The 20,133-nt window shown below is 32.8% G+C and carries 13 protein-coding genes; 11 read left to right on the top strand and 2 right to left on the bottom strand.

Annotated elements, in window-relative coordinates; translation table 11 throughout:
• Positions 1-79: 79 nt before the first annotated feature.
• Positions 80-580 carry a hypothetical protein gene (locus PSU83_RS06355; protein WP_300588040.1) on the bottom strand — a complete coding sequence of 167 codons (501 nt, stop codon included), beginning with the start codon at positions 578-580 and terminating at the stop codon, positions 80-82.
• Positions 577-1,041 (bottom strand): hypothetical protein, encoded by a 465-nt coding sequence (locus PSU83_RS06350; RefSeq protein ID WP_300588038.1) that lies wholly within the window; start codon positions 1,039-1,041, stop codon positions 577-579. The genes PSU83_RS06355 and PSU83_RS06350 overlap by 4 nt, the downstream gene beginning before the upstream one ends.
• Before the next feature lie 400 nt (positions 1,042-1,441).
• Here PSU83_RS06350 and PSU83_RS06345 point away from each other — a divergent pair, with 400 nt between their 5' ends.
• The 11 genes from PSU83_RS06345 to PSU83_RS06295 all read left to right on the top strand — a co-directional run bounded on the left by PSU83_RS06345 (position 1,442) and on the right by PSU83_RS06295 (position 20,133).
• Positions 1,442-2,659, top strand: coding sequence for a site-specific integrase (locus PSU83_RS06345; RefSeq protein WP_300588036.1), 1,218 nt, complete (start codon positions 1,442-1,444; stop codon positions 2,657-2,659).
• A gap of 326 nt (positions 2,660-2,985) precedes the next feature.
• Complete coding sequence (locus tag PSU83_RS06340; protein ID WP_300588034.1) at positions 2,986-3,894, top strand: hypothetical protein; 909 nt, start codon at positions 2,986-2,988, stop codon at positions 3,892-3,894.
• Positions 3,895-4,038: 144 nt separating this feature from the next.
• Positions 4,039-4,320, top strand: a complete 282-nt coding sequence (locus PSU83_RS06335) for a helix-turn-helix domain-containing protein (protein WP_300588032.1) — start codon at positions 4,039-4,041, stop codon at positions 4,318-4,320.
• A gap of 97 nt (positions 4,321-4,417) precedes the next feature.
• Complete coding sequence (locus tag PSU83_RS06330) at positions 4,418-6,511, top strand: VapE domain-containing protein (RefSeq protein ID WP_300588030.1); 2,094 nt, start codon at positions 4,418-4,420, stop codon at positions 6,509-6,511.
• A gap of 496 nt (positions 6,512-7,007) precedes the next feature.
• Positions 7,008-8,969, top strand: a complete 1,962-nt coding sequence (locus tag PSU83_RS06325) for a tetratricopeptide repeat protein (protein WP_300588028.1) — start codon at positions 7,008-7,010, stop codon at positions 8,967-8,969.
• 45 nt (positions 8,970-9,014) lie between these two features.
• Complete coding sequence (locus tag PSU83_RS06320; protein ID WP_300588026.1) at positions 9,015-9,704, top strand: hypothetical protein; 690 nt, start codon at positions 9,015-9,017, stop codon at positions 9,702-9,704.
• Positions 9,694-10,239 carry a hypothetical protein gene (locus tag PSU83_RS06315; RefSeq protein WP_300588024.1) on the top strand — a complete coding sequence of 182 codons (546 nt, stop codon included), beginning with the start codon at positions 9,694-9,696 and terminating at the stop codon, positions 10,237-10,239. Before PSU83_RS06320 ends, PSU83_RS06315 begins: the two co-directional genes overlap by 11 nt.
• 9 nt (positions 10,240-10,248) lie before the next feature.
• On the top strand, positions 10,249-13,674 hold the full coding sequence (gene brxC / locus PSU83_RS06310; RefSeq protein ID WP_300588022.1) for a BREX system P-loop protein BrxC: 3,426 nt from the start codon (positions 10,249-10,251) through the stop codon (positions 13,672-13,674).
• Positions 13,674-14,210, top strand: coding sequence for a hypothetical protein (locus PSU83_RS06305; protein ID WP_300588019.1), 537 nt, complete (start codon positions 13,674-13,676; stop codon positions 14,208-14,210). The genes brxC and PSU83_RS06305 overlap by 1 nt, the downstream gene beginning before the upstream one ends.
• Positions 14,211-14,212: 2 nt before the next feature.
• Complete coding sequence (locus PSU83_RS06300) at positions 14,213-17,494, top strand: hypothetical protein (RefSeq protein WP_300588017.1); 3,282 nt, start codon at positions 14,213-14,215, stop codon at positions 17,492-17,494.
• A 2-nt stretch (positions 17,495-17,496) separates the two neighbouring features.
• Positions 17,497-20,133, top strand: a complete 2,637-nt coding sequence (locus PSU83_RS06295) for an AAA family ATPase (protein ID WP_300588015.1) — start codon at positions 17,497-17,499, stop codon at positions 20,131-20,133.

The raw sequence follows: 20,133 nt of genomic DNA, 5'->3' as shown, positions 1-20,133 counted from the left end.
GATAATATTTCTTGCGAAATGTGAACGTGAATTTACCACAAAATTCGCAATTGCGCCAAACGTGTGTTAACTGTAGTTTTTATTTTTTTATTCTCGCTTGTAATATTTCTATCAAATCTTTTTTAGATTTTTCGCTTTCTGTAGAAAACCCAAATTTAAGCATTCCAAATCCCGCTAAAAACATAAATAATGGAAATATACAGACATAAATTGGTCCTTCTCCAATTATTGCACCAACTAAAGTAGCGATAAAAGCTAAGGAAACACCACCAAGCCACAGAATCATAAATCCTTTGACAATTGATATTGGCTTTAACTCAATTTCAATTTCAGTTCCGTTTATTTTCTCATTTATTTTTCCACTAATTTCTGGTAGAAATGAATTTCTATAGTTTATGATGCGAGAAATATTAAAACTATCTCCAAATATTCTTCCTTCAAATTTTTTTCCTTCTTCTGTTTTTCCATTTCCAAACCCAAAATTTTGTTTTGGTCTAATACTCAAATTTAGAATTTCGATTGCTTTAGATTTTGACAATTCAGTTAATAGAGTTAACTTTTCATTTGGTAATATTTTCATTTTCTATTTTTTAATTGCTTTTCAGGAAACAAAATCATTGGATTATCAGTTTCAATTTGTTCAAGTTTAAATCCCATTAATTCTGGTTCATCTTCTGTATTGAATGATAAAATAAATCTTAAACTATCACACTTCATATAATATTCATAAATAAAAGCTGTTTGGTCAATTCCTCCAATATTTTTTTGAATGAAAAAATCTACAAATTTGCCATCTTTGTTTTTCCAATCACAATTTTGTCTAATTCCACCAATAATTGGTTCAAGTTGTTCTTTAGGAAAATATTTAACTGGAAATTTTTCTCCAATATTTGGTTTGTCCAAATTTTCGATAATGTAATTTGCTTGTTCTTGTGCCAAATTCATTTTTTGCATTTTTCTCCAACCGAAAAATCCAAGTATTCCGATGATTAAAATAATAATACCTAAAATAATTCCAATAATTTTTAATCCTTTTTTCATGTTTTCTTTTTAGCGGTTTCGTGAGCGAAAATTACAGTTAACGTTCCGCTGCTTCTCGTCAGTTGCGAAGTTCGGAACGAATTTTTTTCGGCTAAGATAAAATTTCTTGCGAAACGCAAACGTGAATTTTGAACAAAATTCGCAATTGCGAGAAACCGCTGTTATCCTAATTTTGTTTATGTCAGTTCCGTTTTGCACTTAAAGTGTTGTATTCATTGACTTTATAAAAATTGACTATGCAATTTTAAGCAACAAAAAGCAATGAAATACTTGTTTTGTTATACCAATTGTTGTACCTTCGTATCACGTTGCACCCGATTGAAAGACTAGTATTTACAACACTTTCACTCTTTTGCATTGCTTTACAAATATAGTACAACATTTCTAATTTCCTAACACTATGGCATCAATTAAACTAATTTTAAGAACACATCAGTCAGACCAAACCGGACACAGCCCATTGTACATCCGAATTATAAAAGATAGAAAAACGAAATTTATCACTGCAGGAGTGAAGCTTAAGGAGAACGAGTGGGATGAACTAAAGCAGAAAGTAAAGAAGAACCATCCAAACAGTGCAAGGATGAATGCCAACCTATCTCAAAAAATTGCCGATGCTGAAGCTCAGGTTGCTGATATGGAAAGAAAGGTAAAAACCATTTCCATCAAAAAACTAAAAGAAGCCATAAAGGGAAAAGAAGTGCCAAACTATTTCCAATATGCTTATGCTCGATGTGAAAAAATTAAAGGCAGCGTATCGTTTGGAACCTATAAAAATTATATGCTTTACACTAAGAAATTTGAAAAGTATGTAGGTTCAAAAGATGTGTACTTTGATGATATTACCGTTTCAGTTTTAAAGGACTATATGGCTTACATGGGAAACACATTAAAAAACGGAGCAACCACGCAACGTTATTCGATTATGATCTTGGCAATAATGTTCAAAGAAGCCATTAAGGAAGATATCATTCCGGAATATATGTATCCTTTCAATAAACTGACATTAAAAAAAGATACTGAGAAACGTGTATTCCTAAACAAAGACCAAATCGAAAAATTAACCAATTTAGACATAAAAGAAGGCAAGAAAGCAGATTTATGGCGTGATTTATTCCTTTTCTCTATTTATGCCGGAGGATTAAGATTTAGCGATGTTATCGAGCTGCAATACACCAATTATAATATTGAAGAGCAGAGAATAAGCAAAGTAATTCGCAAAACAGGAAGATTACATCAGTTTAAAATTGGAAAAGTGGCAATTGATATTTTGAATAAATACAGCAAGGAAGATGCACAACCAGACGATTATATTTTCCCAATTATCACGGATAAAAAAATGTATTACAAGAGCGAAGAAATTCGTTATTTTATATCACAAAGAGAAAATCATTCCGCAAATTTCCAACTCAACAGAATGGGAAAAATGTTGAAATTACCGTTTCCACTTTCGTTCCATTTATCGCGACACAGTTTTGCTACTAATGCTTTAAATAACGGAATGAGAATTGAGCACGTTTCAAAACTTATGGACCACACAAACATCAGCACAACGCAGATATATGCCAAAATTATAAGTGAAGAATTAGACAAAGCTGTAGACAATTATATCTTCTAATTAGCTGTAAAACTTCAACGAGGGTAACAATTACCTTCGAAAATAAAACGAAGGTAAAAAACACTAAAATTTACCTTCGTTCGTTTCAGTCCCAATAAAATAAGGGAAAATAAAAATTGTTAATAACTCATTTAAAATCCTTTAACAAGGATTTTTTTTAATTTATAATTTTACAAAATAGAAATCTAGTAATTTTTAAGGCAAACGAAACGAAAAAAAGGTGAAGGCTAATTGTACTACAAATAGCAATAAAAAAACATCAAATTTTAAACCGCTTTTAATTACAATTTTTTAATAAATGAACATCAAAAAAAACAATATTACAATTGAATTCAAAGGATCAAAATGTACAAATCGCAGCGTTTGTAGAATTGTTGGCAGTGCCTTTGGCACAAGCCAAAAATCCTTTATTTGATATAATTGTAGAAGAAAAAATTAATGTTCAAAATTATTGCGAAGCAATTATTGCCAAACTTCTAGTTCTCAATCAATCTAAATTCCCTCCATTTATCGACTATCAATGTAATTTGGCTAAGAACCCAAACGTATGGATTTGCAAGCTCGAAAAATTATTAGCCAACAATGAAGCCATATTTATATCTCAAAAGGCAATGAGTAGATACAATAAACTCTACATTCTAATAGAGAAAAAACGAACAGAGCTGCAATCTTTGAGCGTAAAAGAACCTGTTGCAAAAACTCCAAAAAGACTAATTAATGCAGATGCAGAAAATAGATATTTCTCATTTCACGAAGTAAAACAACATATCGAAACACTTGAAAACTTTAATGACAAGATTATTTACTTAACAGAGGAAATCTTTGATTATGAAGAAGCGGATATAATATCAAAAAATAGTAATCTAGCAGAATTTAATCTTCAGTGCGAAAAATTAAAAGTGAGATTACAAACTACACGAAAGTTACTTGCTGATATTGAAAAGGAAAAACAAGAGGCAATTTCAAAAGCAAATCAGGTAGTAGTTCCAACATTCAAAATACAAATAAACGGTCCAATCAATATTTTAACAGATGCTTACAAACAAATGATGTATGAGGTAAAACCAAACGGAACACCTTACATAAAATATAAAATTAAAGAGGTTACAAAATTTATCTGCGATAATTACCTTGATGAGCACGGAAACGAACTTTCGCCTTTGACAATTAGAACCTATTTATCACCAACCAGAAACGATAAAGACCCAAATAACGATTGGAAAATAAAACTGTAGTCTTATTTTTTCTAAAATTAACATTTCAACATCTTAATATTCATAAGGGCTAACAAACTATTTAGTCTTATAAGACTAAATAAGTCTAATAAGACTTTTTTTGATTTCGTCCATTTGCATCATAACAATTTAAAACTTTTAAAAATGGATGCAATTATCTTCACAAAAGACCAGTTCACAGATCTAATGACAAAATTAGACACTATTCAAAGCCAAATTAGTCTAAAGGCAGACCCGAAAAAAGAAACTTTTTTAGACAATCAAGAATTTCTATTATTGATGAAAATTTCAAAACGTACAGCTCAAACCTGGAGAGACGAAGGCAAAATTTCCTTTAGCCAAGTGGGTAACAAAATCTACTACAAACTTTCTGATGTAGAAAAATTGCTAACAGAGCATTACAACAAATCTTTTAAAGGACGATAGTATGTGCAGCTGTAACGGAACTTGTGAAGTTTGCGATTGCAAACTTCACACAATTGAGAACCAACAACGAGCAACAAACAACTATTAACTTTAAAAAATGGTAACACTATTCAAAAACTTCAACGAAGTTGTAGAACACAAAACAATTTCAACAATTTTGGAAGAGATTAAAACCGGCAAGTACAAGCCAGGTATTATTTACTTGCGTAAATCACTGGCTGAAAAAAAAGAGGAAGCATACAACAAAGCCAAAAAATCGCTACCTGCATTTACACCTTCCGGCAAATTTGTTGGTGGTCGAAAATTAGAATTCCTAACCGAATATTCAAAGTTTATAATCTTAGACATCGACAAGTTAAGTGCAGCCGATTTGCAAAATGCAAAGCATTTGGCCAATCAATCCGAGTTTACTTTTGCGAGTTTCATTAGTCCATCAGGAAATGGTTTGAAAATTTTAGTAAAAATAGAAACACCAAAAGCCGACCACAAAGAAACGTTTCTAAAAGTTCAAGCTCATTACGAGAGTATTTTAAAACTGGAAATTGACAAATCGGGCAAGGATTTAACGAGATTATGTTTTTATTCTTGGGATGAAAATTTATACTTAAATGAAAATGCAAAAACCTTTGTAACAGCAAATATCGTCGAAGTGCCAACAGTTAATGAAGCTCCAAAGCTTAAAACTGCGACTGCGACTGATTACTTAGATTACGATGCTATTTACACCCATTGCGTAAATTTCACCGAAAAAAAAGTGCAATACGTGAATGGTAGCCGGAATGTATTTGTGCATCAATTAGCGTGTAACTTAAACCGAAAAGGAGTCTCATTACAACAAGCATTAGGTTATGTTTTGAGTGATTTTGGTTATGATGAAAAGGAAGTAACTCAAGCTGTGAATAGTGCCTACGGCAATATCCACGAATTTGGGAAATCGGAACAGAAACAAACAACCAATAAACCCAAAGAAAAAAGCAATTATTCGATAGAAGATGTATCAGATGAAGACGGCGAAGACAAACCGAAACCAACACAAATAGATCGTTTAGAGCTATTTTTAACAAACAAATATGTATTTCGGCACAACATCGTTTCGGGTAAGTTAGAGTTTCAGTATTTCGGAAAAAAGAAGTGGAATGTTATGAATGATTTTATTGAAAACTCAATGCTTCGGGAGTGTTTAAAAGGAAGATTAAAAACAAATTTATCATCATTACGAAACTTACTATATTCTGATTTTTGTCCCTTATACAATCCATTTGAAGACTACTTTCATAATTTGCCTACTTATGACGAAAAAACCGATTACATTACTGATTTAGCCAATACAATCACAACAACAAAACAAGACCTTTGGCAGCAATGTTTCAAGAAATGGTTAGTAGCGATGGTGGGTTGCGTACTCGATGATAAAGTAATCAATCACACAGTAATCGTGTTCAGTGGCAAACAAGGATTAGGAAAAACAACTTGGGTAGAACGCTTAGTTCCAAAACAATTGAAGGAGTATTTATTTTCTGGAACAATAAACCCAAATAACAAAGACACGTTAGTACAACTGGCAGAATGTATGCTTATTAACCTTGACGAATTAGAAAACCTAAACCGTTCCGAAATTGGATCACTCAAAGAAATCATTACAAAAACCCAAATAAGAATGAGAAAAGCCTACGGTCACAACAACGAAACAATGCCCAGAAGGGCATCGTTTGCCGGTAGTGTCAACACAGCTCAGTTCTTAAACGACAGTACAGGTAGTCGCAGGTTTCTTTGTTTTGAATTGGAAGGCATACAATACCAACACGAAGTAGATATTAATATGGCTTTTTCACAGGCTTTGTTTCTTTTCAAAAGTGGTTTTAGGTTTTGGTTCGACCAAGAAGAGATCAAATCAATAACAGCCAATAACGAACAATACCAATTACATAGTCCAGAAGAGGAACTATTATTAACCTGGTTCGAACCGTGTCCAAAAGAAGAAGCAACCTTATTTTTAAATGCTTCACAAATAGCTGCCAAAATAGCAGACAGAACAAAATTAAACTTGAATGATGGTACTATTAACAAACTTGGAAAAGCATTAAAAAAACACAATTTTACCAGATTAATGCGGCAAGGAAAACCAGTATATGCAGTCAAAGAATTTACATACGAGGAAGTAGATGCAAGGAACAAAGAAGTTGAAGAATAAAAAACAACCAAAAAGTGGAACTCAAAAGTTCCACTTTTTTTATTTTCTATCATTTTTAACTGAAAAATAAAGACTAAAAAAATAACACTAGTTTGCACCGTACAACTTTACTTTTAGGGTGTAAGGTGGTGTAACCACTTTTCAACACAAACATTTTTTATTTTTTTTCAAAAAATAAATCGAGTAACATCGGAACTTATTAATGCAAATTAATAAACAACAAAAACCATTTTGCACCCATTATTCCCAATAAATCCGTTTTATTACAATCTTAAAAAATAAAAAATCTTTTAGGCGTTTTTCCCTTACACCCTACACCCTAAATTATTTTGCATTATTTTTCCTTATTTTCCTACGTTTACGGTTTTCCTCATTTTTCTTTCCGTTGCTTTTTTGTATGTTTGTTGATTATACTAAATTGAACTTAAAATTATAAAATTACCATAAGGATTTTTATAAAATTAGAGTTGCCAATTCCAAATACAAAACATAAAGAATGAGGATTATTCACAAAATAGATGACTTTTTAAACACAATATTTCCAAATATAAATGCGGAAGAAAATATTGTTGCTGTTTTGGAAGAGTATTATACTTACGGTTCCTTCAAACCAAAAGTGACTATAGAAAATGGTTTTGTAATAGTTGATGTAGATATTAATTCAATAAGTACTCAAGAAAATGATTTGAGGAAAGTAGTGGCGTTATGTGAAAACAATAACTTTTCAGAAGCAAAACCAATTCTAATTGAATTAATCAAAAAGAACCCTACAAATTCAGAATACCATCGAATATTAGGTCAAATTCTATCCGAACAAGGCGACCAAGACGAAGCCATAAATGCTTTAATCGATGCACTTCGTTGGAATTCTTCTAACGGCTGGGCGTTAATGATGATGGGGAATATTTTTGCAAAGCACAAAAAAGATGTAACTACGGCGTTAAAATATTACGACCAAGCAATACTGGCAAACAAGGCAGATCATATTACGTTGGCAAACATTGCCTATTTATTGTTTCAAGAAAACAAACTCGAAGAAGCTAAAAAGTACGCTTGGGAAACAATCAAATTAAACGAGAAGTATCCTAATGTTCATTTTATACTTTCATTAATTGCCCAATCTGAAAACGATTTACACTCGGCTTTCTACAGTGCAATTCAAGCAATTAAATTTTCCTTACACAAAGATACATTATACGATAATGCATTAAAACAAGCATTTGATATAGCTAATAAAATTGCAGGTGATTTTGATGGTAAAAAAATATTCTTCAAATACCGTAGCCAATTAGAAGCTGAAGGTGGGACTGAAATAGATATTTACGCTGATGATGAAATCAAAACAGCTGCTAAAGTAGAATTTGCCGAAAGATACAACCGTGATAAACACATTGTAAAATACAAAAGTACCTATCCTGCTGTTGAGCATTTAGTAATGCACGAACTGGTCCATTTAGATTTTGTAATCCAGGCTCGTACTGAAAAGTTAAACCAGGTATTCATATCTACTCAAAAAAACAAACAGAATTTCATCCAAACCATTCAACCAACTATTCAGAAGTTGAAAAGTATGGGAGTTGATGAAACAATGACAACAAAGTTTACAGAGGGTATTTTTAATGGTATAAATCTTCAAACCTACAATACGGCTATCGATGTTTTTATCGAAGATTTTCTATATAAAGAATATGCAGAACTAAGACCGTATCAGTTCCTGTCGCTTTACAACTTACTTCAAGAAGCGATTACGTCAGTAACAGATGAACGAATTTTAGACATCGCTCCACAAAGTATCGTATCAAAAACCAAAACATACAGCTTAGTTAATGCGATGCAATTCAAAGAGTTGTTTGGCATTAACTTAATTCCAGAGTTCAAAGCAACTACTACTGAACTAAAACTAGCAGAAACATTATACAAAGAATTTACAGCTCACAAAGACAACCGAAAACCCGGGGAAGAATACGAATTAGTAAAACATTGGGCAAAACAACTGGACTTAGAACAATTTTTCGAACTCGAAAGTGAAACCAAATTCGAGACTAAAAACAACATCGACGATTTCCTAACTAAGCTGCAACAAGACCCTTTCGGTCTAAATGAAGAAGAAGATCCTTTCGAAAAAAAGGAAATGGAACTATTCCAAAAACACCAAGAGGAAATTGGAACCAATATGGCAATTGTAATGTTTATGGTTGATGCATTGAATTACTTCAAAAACAAAACCCAAGAAGACATAAAACAAACAGCACTCGAAACAGCAATGTTAGGAACTATGGGAATTGACCCAAACAAAAAAGAATACATTATTTCCAGTATTGCCGATAAACGCTTTTCTGGAAATCAAGTATTGGCCTATTATTATGTTTCTTGGACATTAGCAATGCCTGACCAAGTGCAGCACCTTGGACTGGATTTTAAAAAAGAATATGAAATGGCTCTAAATCTTTCTAAGTAATTATTAATGACAAATCGCATAACAATACACACACACAGAACAATAATGTTCAATGAGCTTGAGAAAGTTATAGACTATTCTCTTGAAAATGATAATTATATAGAGGCTCTTGAAAATAATGTAACGGGTAAAAAATCGGCAGATGGTATAAAACAAACTGCTAGGTTTCTTTCAAGAATTTATCATTTTAATAAAACTAAAGCTTCTTTTAAAATCCTAAAATATTTTTGGCAGCACATTGAAAATGATGATAAAAAAATTATCGTTTTTCTCTATGCTTTGAATACAGACTATCTATTGTCGGAAAGTATTAATGTTGTAAATGAGACAAGAATTGGCGATATAGCAAGTGTCGAAAATTTTGAAAAAAATGTGGAACTATACTATCCAAATAAGTTTTCAAAAGTAACAAGACATTCAATAGGTAAAAATCTAGCCAGCTCCTGGAAGCAAATAGGTATGATTACAGGCAAAACAAAAAACATAAGAACACAGCCAATTGTTAACTATAACATGGTAGCTTTCGCTTTCATCATGGCATATTTAGAAGGACTTAGAGGAGACTTTATTGTTACTAGCAAATGGATTAAAGCTCTTTGTCTAAATGAAAGTCAATTACGAGAGTTAGCAATTGAGGCCTCAAAAAGAGGATTAATACAATATCAATTTTCTGGTAATGTGACTTCTATTACATGCAATGAAATATTAAAAAAATTAGAAATTAATGATATCTAAAGTAGACCAACTAATAAGTGCTTTTGATAAAGTAGTCAGAGAACCTTGGAACAATACACTTTCTGGTCAAGAAAAAGTGTGGTTTCTAGTGTATGATCCATCAGAACAGCGTAAGATAGATTTACGAATTGGAGATTTTGAAAACACAACTATAAAATCAGGTAAAAAGTGGGTTGAGATATCACTTAAAAGTTGTTTTCCAACTTGGATGGCAGCACACGATTATAAAGAAGAATATTTCCAAGACCCGGAAGCATTAGTAGACCAATTAGATGTTGATTTTAAAGAATATGCAATTCGTTTTTTATTAGATAAAATAAACAATTCCAAATGTGATGAAAATACATTGATAGCCATAAAAGAGGCGTCTTCATTATTTGGATTTACTAGAATGTCAGACGTGATAAACGGATGCTCTTCAGCAATAGAAGGACGGATGTTAATTTTCTTTCCTGGAGAATTTGAAAAAAACCAATACCGTTTACTGGACGCCAGAGATGGATGGGATTATTTAGCTAGACCAATAACATTATAAAATATACAGATGAAAAATAAAGACCTTTTTAATTTAAACCCTGACGAAAACAACCTTTTAAATGATGGTGTTGTTGAAATAAATACTGCCAAAGATGCTGTTGGATATAAAATTATCAAACACGAATTAAAAACTTTTGTTTGTGAGGGTGAATATCAAAACGGAATGCAACGAATTTTAGACACATTCCTAGGTCATATTGACAATAAACAGCCTGCTGTTTGGGTGAGTGGTTTTTTTGGTAGTGGAAAATCTCACTTCGTGAAAATGCTAAGTTATCTTTGGGAAGACTTCAAATTTCCTAATGGCGAAACAGCTAGAATGATAAAACCTTTGCCTAAAGAAGTAAATGACTTATTTGTAGAATTAGAGAGAAAACAACAAATTAGTGGAAGGTTAGCAATAACAGGAACACTTAAAGATTTTCCATCAAAAGATATTCGTAGCTCTTTTTTACAATTGTTCTTAAATGAATTAGGATTGCCACAACAATACCATTTGTTCAAATTCATTTATTGGCTAAAACAAGAAGGCATTCACGATGAACTAAAAGCATTAATTGAGGCACAAGGCAAAGATTTCAAAAAAGAATATGAAAACTTATTTGTCTCAAGTGCAATTGCAAAAGCATTATTGGAACTGAAACCAGAGTTTGCTGAAAACGAAGCTAAAGTCAAAGAAAATTTTAAAGCCACTTTTGTTAGACAAGATACAATCTCAAAAGAGCAATTGATAAACACCATAAAAACGGAAATATTACCAATGAGTTTTGGTGCTAAAATTCCTTTAACAATTATTGTTTTAGACGAGGTACAGCAATTTATTGGAACCGATGGTGATAAGAGTATTGATGTACAAAATTTAGCCCAGGAGTTATCCAGTAATTTTGAAGGTAAGTTTTTATTAGTAGCTACAGGGCAAAATGCACTAACGGATACTTCTATGCTTCAAAAATTAATGGACAGATTTACTGTTAAAGTTTCATTTTCAGATACAGATGTTGATACCGTTACAAGAAAAACAGTTTTAGAAAAAAAACCTTCTGTGATTAATGAAGTTAAAACAAAATTAGAAGCAGCTTTAGGTGAAATCTCTCGTAATCTTAATGGTTCAGAATACGGATATGTTACCGATGATAATAAAAATCTAGTAGCCGATTATCCAATACTTCCTTCAACAAGAAAATTTTGGAAAAAAGTATTAAATGAAATTGATACTGCAGGTACATCTGGTCAATTAAGAAGCCAGTTAAGAATTGTTGATGAAAGCATAAAGAATGTAGCACAAAAAGAGTTAGGAGCTATTGTTCCTGCCGATTTAATATTCGAACAAAAACAACCACAATTAATTCAAAATGCAAGACTTTTAAATGAAACAAATAATTTAATTGAAGAACGGAAATCAAAAGGTGGTGATAGTTTATTGGAAGGTAGAATATTGAGTGCTGTTTTTCTAATTGATTTACTTCCTGACGGCAAAGAGAGATTAAAATCAAATGAAAATACAATAGCCGATTTACTAATCGATGATATTTCAAAAAGTTCAGATACTTTCAGAACCAAAGTAAACGAACTAATCAAAAAATTAGTTGAAGATAAAATTTTAATGCCTATTGGTGACGAATACAAATTACAAACTAAAGTAGGTTCAGAATGGGAACAAGAATTTGCCAAACAATTTGCGAAATTCAATAATTCTGGCGAAGACCAAATCCAAAACTACCGAAAAGAAAGAATTGTAGCTTTTTTCAAAGACAAGACCAAAACAATTAACATTACACAGGGTGTGTCTAAAATTGTGAGAGATTTTGAACTTTGGGACAAAGATACTATGCCAAATACAGAACACAATCTAAATGCATGGGTACGCGATGGTTGGTACGAAAATCAAGCTACAGTTTTAAACGAAATACGTTCTGCAGGAAATGATTTTCCGTTATCATACATTTTTGTAAAAAAATTAAAAGACCCAGAACTACGTGCGGAAATTTTAAAATACTTAGCCGCAGGGCAAACAATCAATGCCATGGGATTGCCTTCAACTCCCGAAGGGGAACAAGCAAGAAAGAGTATGGACACTCGATTATCGATGTCGAAAACAGCTATCGAAGATCTAATTGCCAAAATTGCGGAAGAAGCTGTAATTTACCTTGCAGGTGGTAATACTGTAGATGTGGGTAATATCAGAGATAATGTTGAGGAAGCTTTAAAAAATATAGCTGACAGACAATTTCCTGAATTCAAAAGTAAAGCAGATGCATTACGTTGGGGACAGGCTTTAACAAAAGCCATGGCTGGAAATCCTGATGCACTAAACGAAATTAACTTTAAAGGCGAAGTACAAACACATCCTATCGCTTCTGAAATATTACGTTTTATCGGTAACGCTACCAAAACTGGTAAAGACATTAGAGGTCTTTTTATGAAATCACCTTATGGTTGGAGCCAAGATGCTATTGATACTATTATCATTTTATTAAAAAATGCACAACAAATTTCAACTACAGAAACGAATTTGAATGCCGCTAAAATAAATGGTGCTACCTTCAAGAAAGAAGTTCATATCATTGGAGCTTCAGATAAAATTAAGATAAAAGGTTTGTTTCTAGCAGCAGGAATTAATTGTCCTCCAAATCAAGAAATTTTCCCTTATTCAAACGAGTTTTTAGCAAAATTAAAAGGATTAGCCAACGCCATTAGTGGTGATGCACCAAGACAAGAGCCAATTAACACCAATTTCATTAAGGATATCGAAAACAAAGAAGGTAATGAAAGACTGCTCGATATTTTAGAACAAAAAGACGATTTAGAAGCTAAATTCAAAGAATGGACTAGCAAAGCAGCTATTGTAAGAGAAAGAGAACCGTTATGGATATTGTTAGTAGATTTAATCAATCAAGCTCCGGATGATGAGGAAATGGAAGAAATCAAAAAAGAAGTAGATGCCATTCACGACAACCGTTTATTGCTGCAAGAGCCCGATGCGGTTCAACCAATGTTAACCAAACTCGCAGCGAAACTAAATAAAGAACTTAGCAAATCCAAAGAAGAGTACAATGGTTTGTATGATACAATGATGGCAGATTTACAGGCTAATCAATATTTCAGTAAAATAACACCTGAGGAAAAACACCTCATTTTAGCTAAAAACCAATTATTGCATAAATCGGAAATAAAAGTTCTGGATGCCCAAGCCTTACAATACCAGTTACAAAAACTGTCTTTTGTTAATTGGAAAACAAAAATTGCAGCACTATCGGGACAATTCCAATCGGCTTTAGAAGAAGCTATTTTACTTTCGGCGCCACAAGCGGTTTCATTTAGTTTGCCAAGAGGAACTATCTCCAATCAAGCAGATATCGATACCTATGTAGCCAAGGTAAAAATAGAATTAGAAGACTTACTCAAACAATCTAGCTCAATCATTCTTAAATAATGGAGGAAATTGAATTATATCATATAACATGTATCGAATATCCAATTGGGGTAGTAAATCCTATTGAAGATTTGTCATTTTATCACAGTAAAACTCTAACTGATAGCAGAAGCTGGATAAATGATTTCTTAGATGAAAATAGCCCTGAGGACTTTCCTTCAAGAAAAAAATCATTTTACGCTTGTAATACAATTGCCAATTGTAAAGCATTAAAAAGTACTATTTGCAATGAGGCAGATTGTATTCCCAGAATTTACAAAGTAAGAATGAATAATCCAATAAAAGTACCAATGGCATTAGTAACTCATTTATTTAAACTTGGTGAGGATAATACCGTAAACACTGATATTGCAAATGAATATTGGACACCTACTGAAGAATGGAAATTCTATGAATATTTATCTGAGGAAATGGAAATAATAGAAGAGATGATAAATAGTGATGTAACTCCTATGGGTCAAATATTATTTTGGGCAACAAATAGTAATTCATTATTAGCTGATGATGCAGCTAAAGCAAATAATACATTCATATAATTATGCCAGTACTTTCTCCCCAGCAACGAACAACGCTCGAAAAAGCAGTCAAAGAAGCTCGTAAAGCTTCAGAAATTGGGGCATTCAATGCCTTACAAGCTTCGGCGGTTAATCATGCAGAACCATTTGCGCACATGACACCTGAGCAAAGAACATTGCGAAATGCGTTACGTTCTAAAGCGCGTTTGTTGGGCGACGAATTAGACCCCAAAGGAATACAACAAATTGGCAATTTAGCGTATGAGTTGGCATATGAAACCTGGCACAAAATGTTGTTTGCTACTTTTCTCGAAGCCAACGATTTACTAATGCACCACAGTGGCATAGCGGTAACTTTTGCTGATTGCGAGGAACTAGCCAAGGAAGAAAATTATACCGATAAATGGGATGCAGCAGCTGCCTATGCTTCTAAAATGCTACCTGCTATTTTCAGAATAGACGACCCTTTGATGCAAGTAAAATTAGCTACCAACGATAAAATAAAATTAGAGGTTATAATTGACGGTTTAGAAAAAGACATCTTTACTGCCGATGATGCTTTAGGTTGGGTATATCAGTTTTGGCAAAGCGAAGCTAAAGCAATAATAAATGCCAGTGGCGATAAAATAGACGGTGCTAAACTACCAGCTGTTACACAATTATTCACAGAACCCTACATGGTACATTTTTTAATAGACAATACCTTAGGGGCCTGGTGGGTAAACCGTAATCCTGGTGTCACGCCTCCTATAAAGTTTGAATATTTAAGAACTTTAGAAGACGGTTCTCTTGCTGCAGGTTCTTTTGAAGGTTGGCCTGATACAACTGCTCAAATAACTTCGCTAGATCCTTGCATGGGCTCTGGGCACTTTATAGCTTCTCTATTTCCTGTTTTTGCTGCTCTACGCATACGCGAAGAAGGATTATCAAAAGAAGAAGCAACCGATAAAGTAATTACCGAAAATCTGCATGGGCTAGAGCTCGATGCCCGCTGTACACAAATAGCCGCTTTTAATTTGGCATTAACCGCTTGGAAATTTTGCGGTCATTACAAAGAGCTTCCTGAAATGAATTTGGCATGTAGTGGTATTGCACCAAAAGGGAATGTGGAAGATTGGGTAAAACTTGTTGGCAAAGGAACTCGCTTCGAAGACAAAGAACGCATGGAAAATGGGATGCGTGCCCTATATAATCATTTTCAGTTAGCACCTGAATTAGGAAGTTTGCTTGACCCGTCTTCTATAAAATCAGATACGTTCACTGCAAGTTTTGAAGAATTACAACCTGTTTTACAAAAAGCGTTAGAAAATGAATTAGATAATGGTGAACAAAAAGAGAGAGGTGTTATTGCATCTGGGATTGCTAAGGCAGGAGAAATACTTTCTAAAAAATATATCTTACAAATTACTAATGTACCATATTTAAGCCGTGGAAAACAAGATGAAGTTATAAGGGTTTATTCTGAAAATAATTACTCAATTGCCAAGGGTAATTTAGCGACTGTATTTTTATTAAAAATGTTAAAGACATGTGAATTGAATGGAATTGTTGTTAATGTTACTTTGCAAGATTGGCTATTTCAGTCATCATATAAAAAACTAAGACAAGAATTATTGAAAAATGAAAAATGGTCTTTCATAAGTAGAATAGGTGCAAAGGGATTTCAAACACCGATGTACGACTTCAATGTTATGCTTGTCAGTATTCAGCATTCAAAACCAAAAGAGGAAAGTTTAATTTCAAATGTAGATGTTTATGAAGGATTAAATCCATCGGAAAAAGATATAATGCTTAGAACTTCTGAAGTGCAAATTGTAAATCAATTAGATCAATTAAAAAATACAGATTTTGTAATTAAATCCTCATTAAGTGCAAATTCAGTTGAATTGCTATCAAAACACTGTTATTCATCTCAAGGCATTGGTACAACTGACAACCCTCAATTTTTACAGAAATATTGGGAACAAAATATTATTGAAAAAGGATGGGTATATTTTCAAACAGCGGCTACTACAAATAATCTTGTTAGTGGTTACAATAATATATTTTGTTGGGAGGGAGTGAATAATAAGTACTTTGAACATATAAAAAAATTAAAAGCTGTAAATAGAATTGGTGGTGGTTGGCAAGCAGGAAGCATTGCATGGGATTTTAAAGGTTTTGGAGTTAATGTAACTAGTAAAAAAATTATTACTCATTATTCAGGACATAAATTTGATACAACTACAGGTATAATAGTTGTTAAAGAAACCGATAAACTATTACCTATTTACTCTTTTTTAAGTTCAGAAAGATTTACTGAAGAACTTTTGAAAATAGACCAAAGTTTAAGTGTAACTGAAGGTACTTTAATCAAGGTGCCTTTCGATTTAGAACATTGGCAAGAAGTAGCGGCTGATAAATTTCCCAACGGTTTACCAAAACCTTACAGTGATGACCCTATTCAATGGTTGTTTCATGGGCATGCACTAAAAACGGACAATACATTACAAGTAGCTACAGCAAGAATATTAGGGTATCGCTGGCCAGCTGAGAGTGATGAAGAAATGGAGTTAGCAGACGAAGCCAAAGAATTAATTGCTGCAGTAAAAGCATTTAACCACTTTACAGATGATGATGGTATTTTTTGTATTCCATCGGTTAATGCAGAACAAGAGGGTGGAGACAGAATACGAGAGTTTCTTCAAGCCGTTTTTGCCACAGAATATACCACCAAAACCATCATCGAATTATTATCCAAAGAAGGAGCAAAAGCTACTAATCTCGAAGATTGGTTACGCAACGAGTTTTTTATACAACACTGCAGACTTTTTCAAAATCGTCCGTTTATTTGGCACATTTGGGATGGTCGCAAAGATGGGTTCTCGGTATTAGTTAATTATCATACCTTAGATAAAGAGAACCTTTCCAAACTAATCTACACCTATCTTGGCGATTGGATACGTTTGTGCGATAGCAAACGAAACGCCGGAGAAAGTGGTGCCGATGGCTTATTAGATGCTGCCAAAAAACTACAAGAAAAATTAATCCTAATTCTAAATGGTGAAGCACCTTATGACATTTTTGTCCGTTGGAAATCTTTAGAAGAACAACCTATAGGTTGGGAACCTGATTTAAATGATGGTGTACGATTAAACATTCGACCATTTGTAGAAGCAGGTGTTTTGCGTACCAAATTCAACATCAAATGGGGCGTTGACAGAGGTAAAAATACACCAAACAGCCACTGGGGAGACATCAGAAATAATGACATACATTTGAGTTTGGAGGAAAAAAGAATAGCGCGAGAAAATAAAAAGAAATAAAAATGAGAAATGCTTTATTTCCAAAGTTTAGAGAATTATACCAAACCTATCAATCGTCAAGAGATTACACCGAACGAAAAAAACAATTTGCGGTTGTACCTCTAAACAAACAAATTATTGAAGAAACATTAAAGAATAATCCATTAGAAAACGAACATCTAACGGGCTTAATCCAAATGTTTAAATATGGTTGTAGCGATAAGACTTTTGATAAATATTTAAAACAAAATGTTTCAGATGCAACACGGTACGATGAATTATCAAAACTGGCGGTTAAAATTGACCAATGGGGTTACACGGGTGCTGGTTTAAATGCGGTAACAAACCTTACTCAAAAACAGTTATCAAGTTGTGGTGATTTTCTCAAAGAAGCGTTTACTATTACCACAATTGATGAGGCTGTAAAATTATGCGCCGATTTTGATAAATTAGGTATACCTTTAATAAAATCAGGTATTTATTCACCTTGGTTGTATTATATCAATCCTGAATTATTCCCAATACTAAACAATTCACACCTCAAATTTAGAGATTGGTTAGATATTCCTGCAGATTATCCTTCTTGCATTAAAGATTTTAACGAACTAAGAGCATTGTCAAATGATACTGAAAATGGACTTCTCGACAAATTTGCTTTTAATTTCGATAAGTATATAAATGTTCCAACTCAGCTAGTCAATTTAGACTTAAAAGGCAAAAAAATATATAAAATATCGCATGGTATTTTCAAAAAGTCAGGAAAGTATAAATACACTGGTATTGCAAATGTTTTAGAACAAAACAATTGGATATGTTTAAATAGCTATACAGGAAGAAGCCAAGGGAAACAATTTGCAAATGACATAAAAATAGGAGATTTTGTTTATACATGTTACGGTGGTGATGACCTTTATTGCATTGGTAGAGTAATATCAAATTCAAAACCTTTAGATACAGATAGTGACGAATTAATAAAAGGCGATGGTGAATGGATATACCGCGAAATAGAACCATTATTTTATCCAATAAACAATTCTGTCAGAGAATTAAAAGGGGATACTCGTTTTTTTATGCCTAGTGGAAATTCAACTTTTTATGAAGTTCCCAAAGGTGAACTAGACTTTATGAATAAAAGTATTTTTCAACCTAAATATAATGTGAACATAATAGATGGCGGCAATGGAGCTAATCCTCCACTACCACCAACCATTGCAAACCCACATAACAACAATAATAATCAATTTAATATGACACTAAACACGATACTTTTTGGTCCTCCGGGAACAGGAAAAACATACAGTACAATTGATTTAGCTCTCAATATATTAAATGTTAATATAGAAAATCTTCCAAGAGAACAAAGAAAAAGTCATTTTACAAACTTTCAAAAAGACAATCGTGTTTTCTTTACAACATTCCATCAAAATATGGCTTACGAAGATTTTATTGAAGGAATAAAACCTTTAGAACCTAAAGAAGATGATGAATTTCTTAAATATGAAATTCAAGACGGCCTATTTATGAAAGCATGTATTGAAGCAACATACAATTTCATAAAAAGAAATTTTCCTGACAACGAACAAGAAATTCAAATCAGAACGTTCAACCAATTATACGACCAATTATATGATGATGTAGAACAAGCTGGCGAAACAGCTCTTAATACATTAAATGGTGGAAATGTTTTAGTTTCAGTTACTGAACAAGGAAATTTCAGTGTAAAGCACGTTAATGGTGTTAGAACATATACGGTATCAAGAAATAGATTAGCGCCTTTGTTCGAAAGATTTCCTGACCTAGCAGTAATAAATAATATTCATGAGGAATTCAGAAATATAATTGGCGGTTGCAACTCTACCGCTTTTTGGAGTGTGTTAAATGCCATACAAAATTTACAACCAAACCAAGAACAAGATGACAACGATGAAATTGAATTGAAATATGAAGACAAGAAAAACATCGTTAAATCGTATTGGAAAAATGCAGAATATCAGTTGTTTACAAATGATAATAGCGAACCTTTTGTTTTTATTATAGATGAAATTAACCGTGGTAATGTAGCGCAGATTTTTGGTGAACTAATAACATTAATCGAAGAGGATAAACGATTAGGAAAAGCCGAAGAAATAAGATTAGAATTACCGTATTCAAAAACACCTTTTTGCGTACCTCCAAATTTATACATTGTTGGCACAATGAATACAGCGGACAAGAGTGTTGAAGCACTGGATACAGCATTAAGAAGAAGATTTTCTTTTGTTCCAAAACTACCCGAAGAAGACAAACTTAGTACTACAACTGATGGTATTAATTTAGTCTTAATGTTGACCAAAATAAATGAAAGATTAAAAGTATTGAAAGACAGTGATCATACAATTGGTCATGCCTGGTTATGGAATATTTACAATGTAACTGATCTAAGAAAAGCTTTTTCAGATAAAATTATTCCATTATTACAAGAATATTTTTATAACGATTATGAAAAATTAGGTTTGGTATTAGGAGATAATTTCTTTGAAATAAAGGAACAGATATCAAGCGATATTTTTGCTCCTTTTAGTGCAGGAAATGGTATTGCAGGACAATACGATCAATCTTGGCAGTATAAATTAAAAGCTTGTGCAACGTTAACTATTGAAGATTTTCAATCATTGTATTAA

The sequence above is a fragment of the Flavobacterium sp. genome (genome assembly GCF_029945805.1).
In the GTDB taxonomy this organism is placed as follows: domain Bacteria; phylum Bacteroidota; class Bacteroidia; order Flavobacteriales; family Flavobacteriaceae; genus Flavobacterium.
The sequence above is the reverse complement of the archived record's forward strand: the minus strand, read 5'-3'. Positions and strand labels throughout refer to the sequence as shown.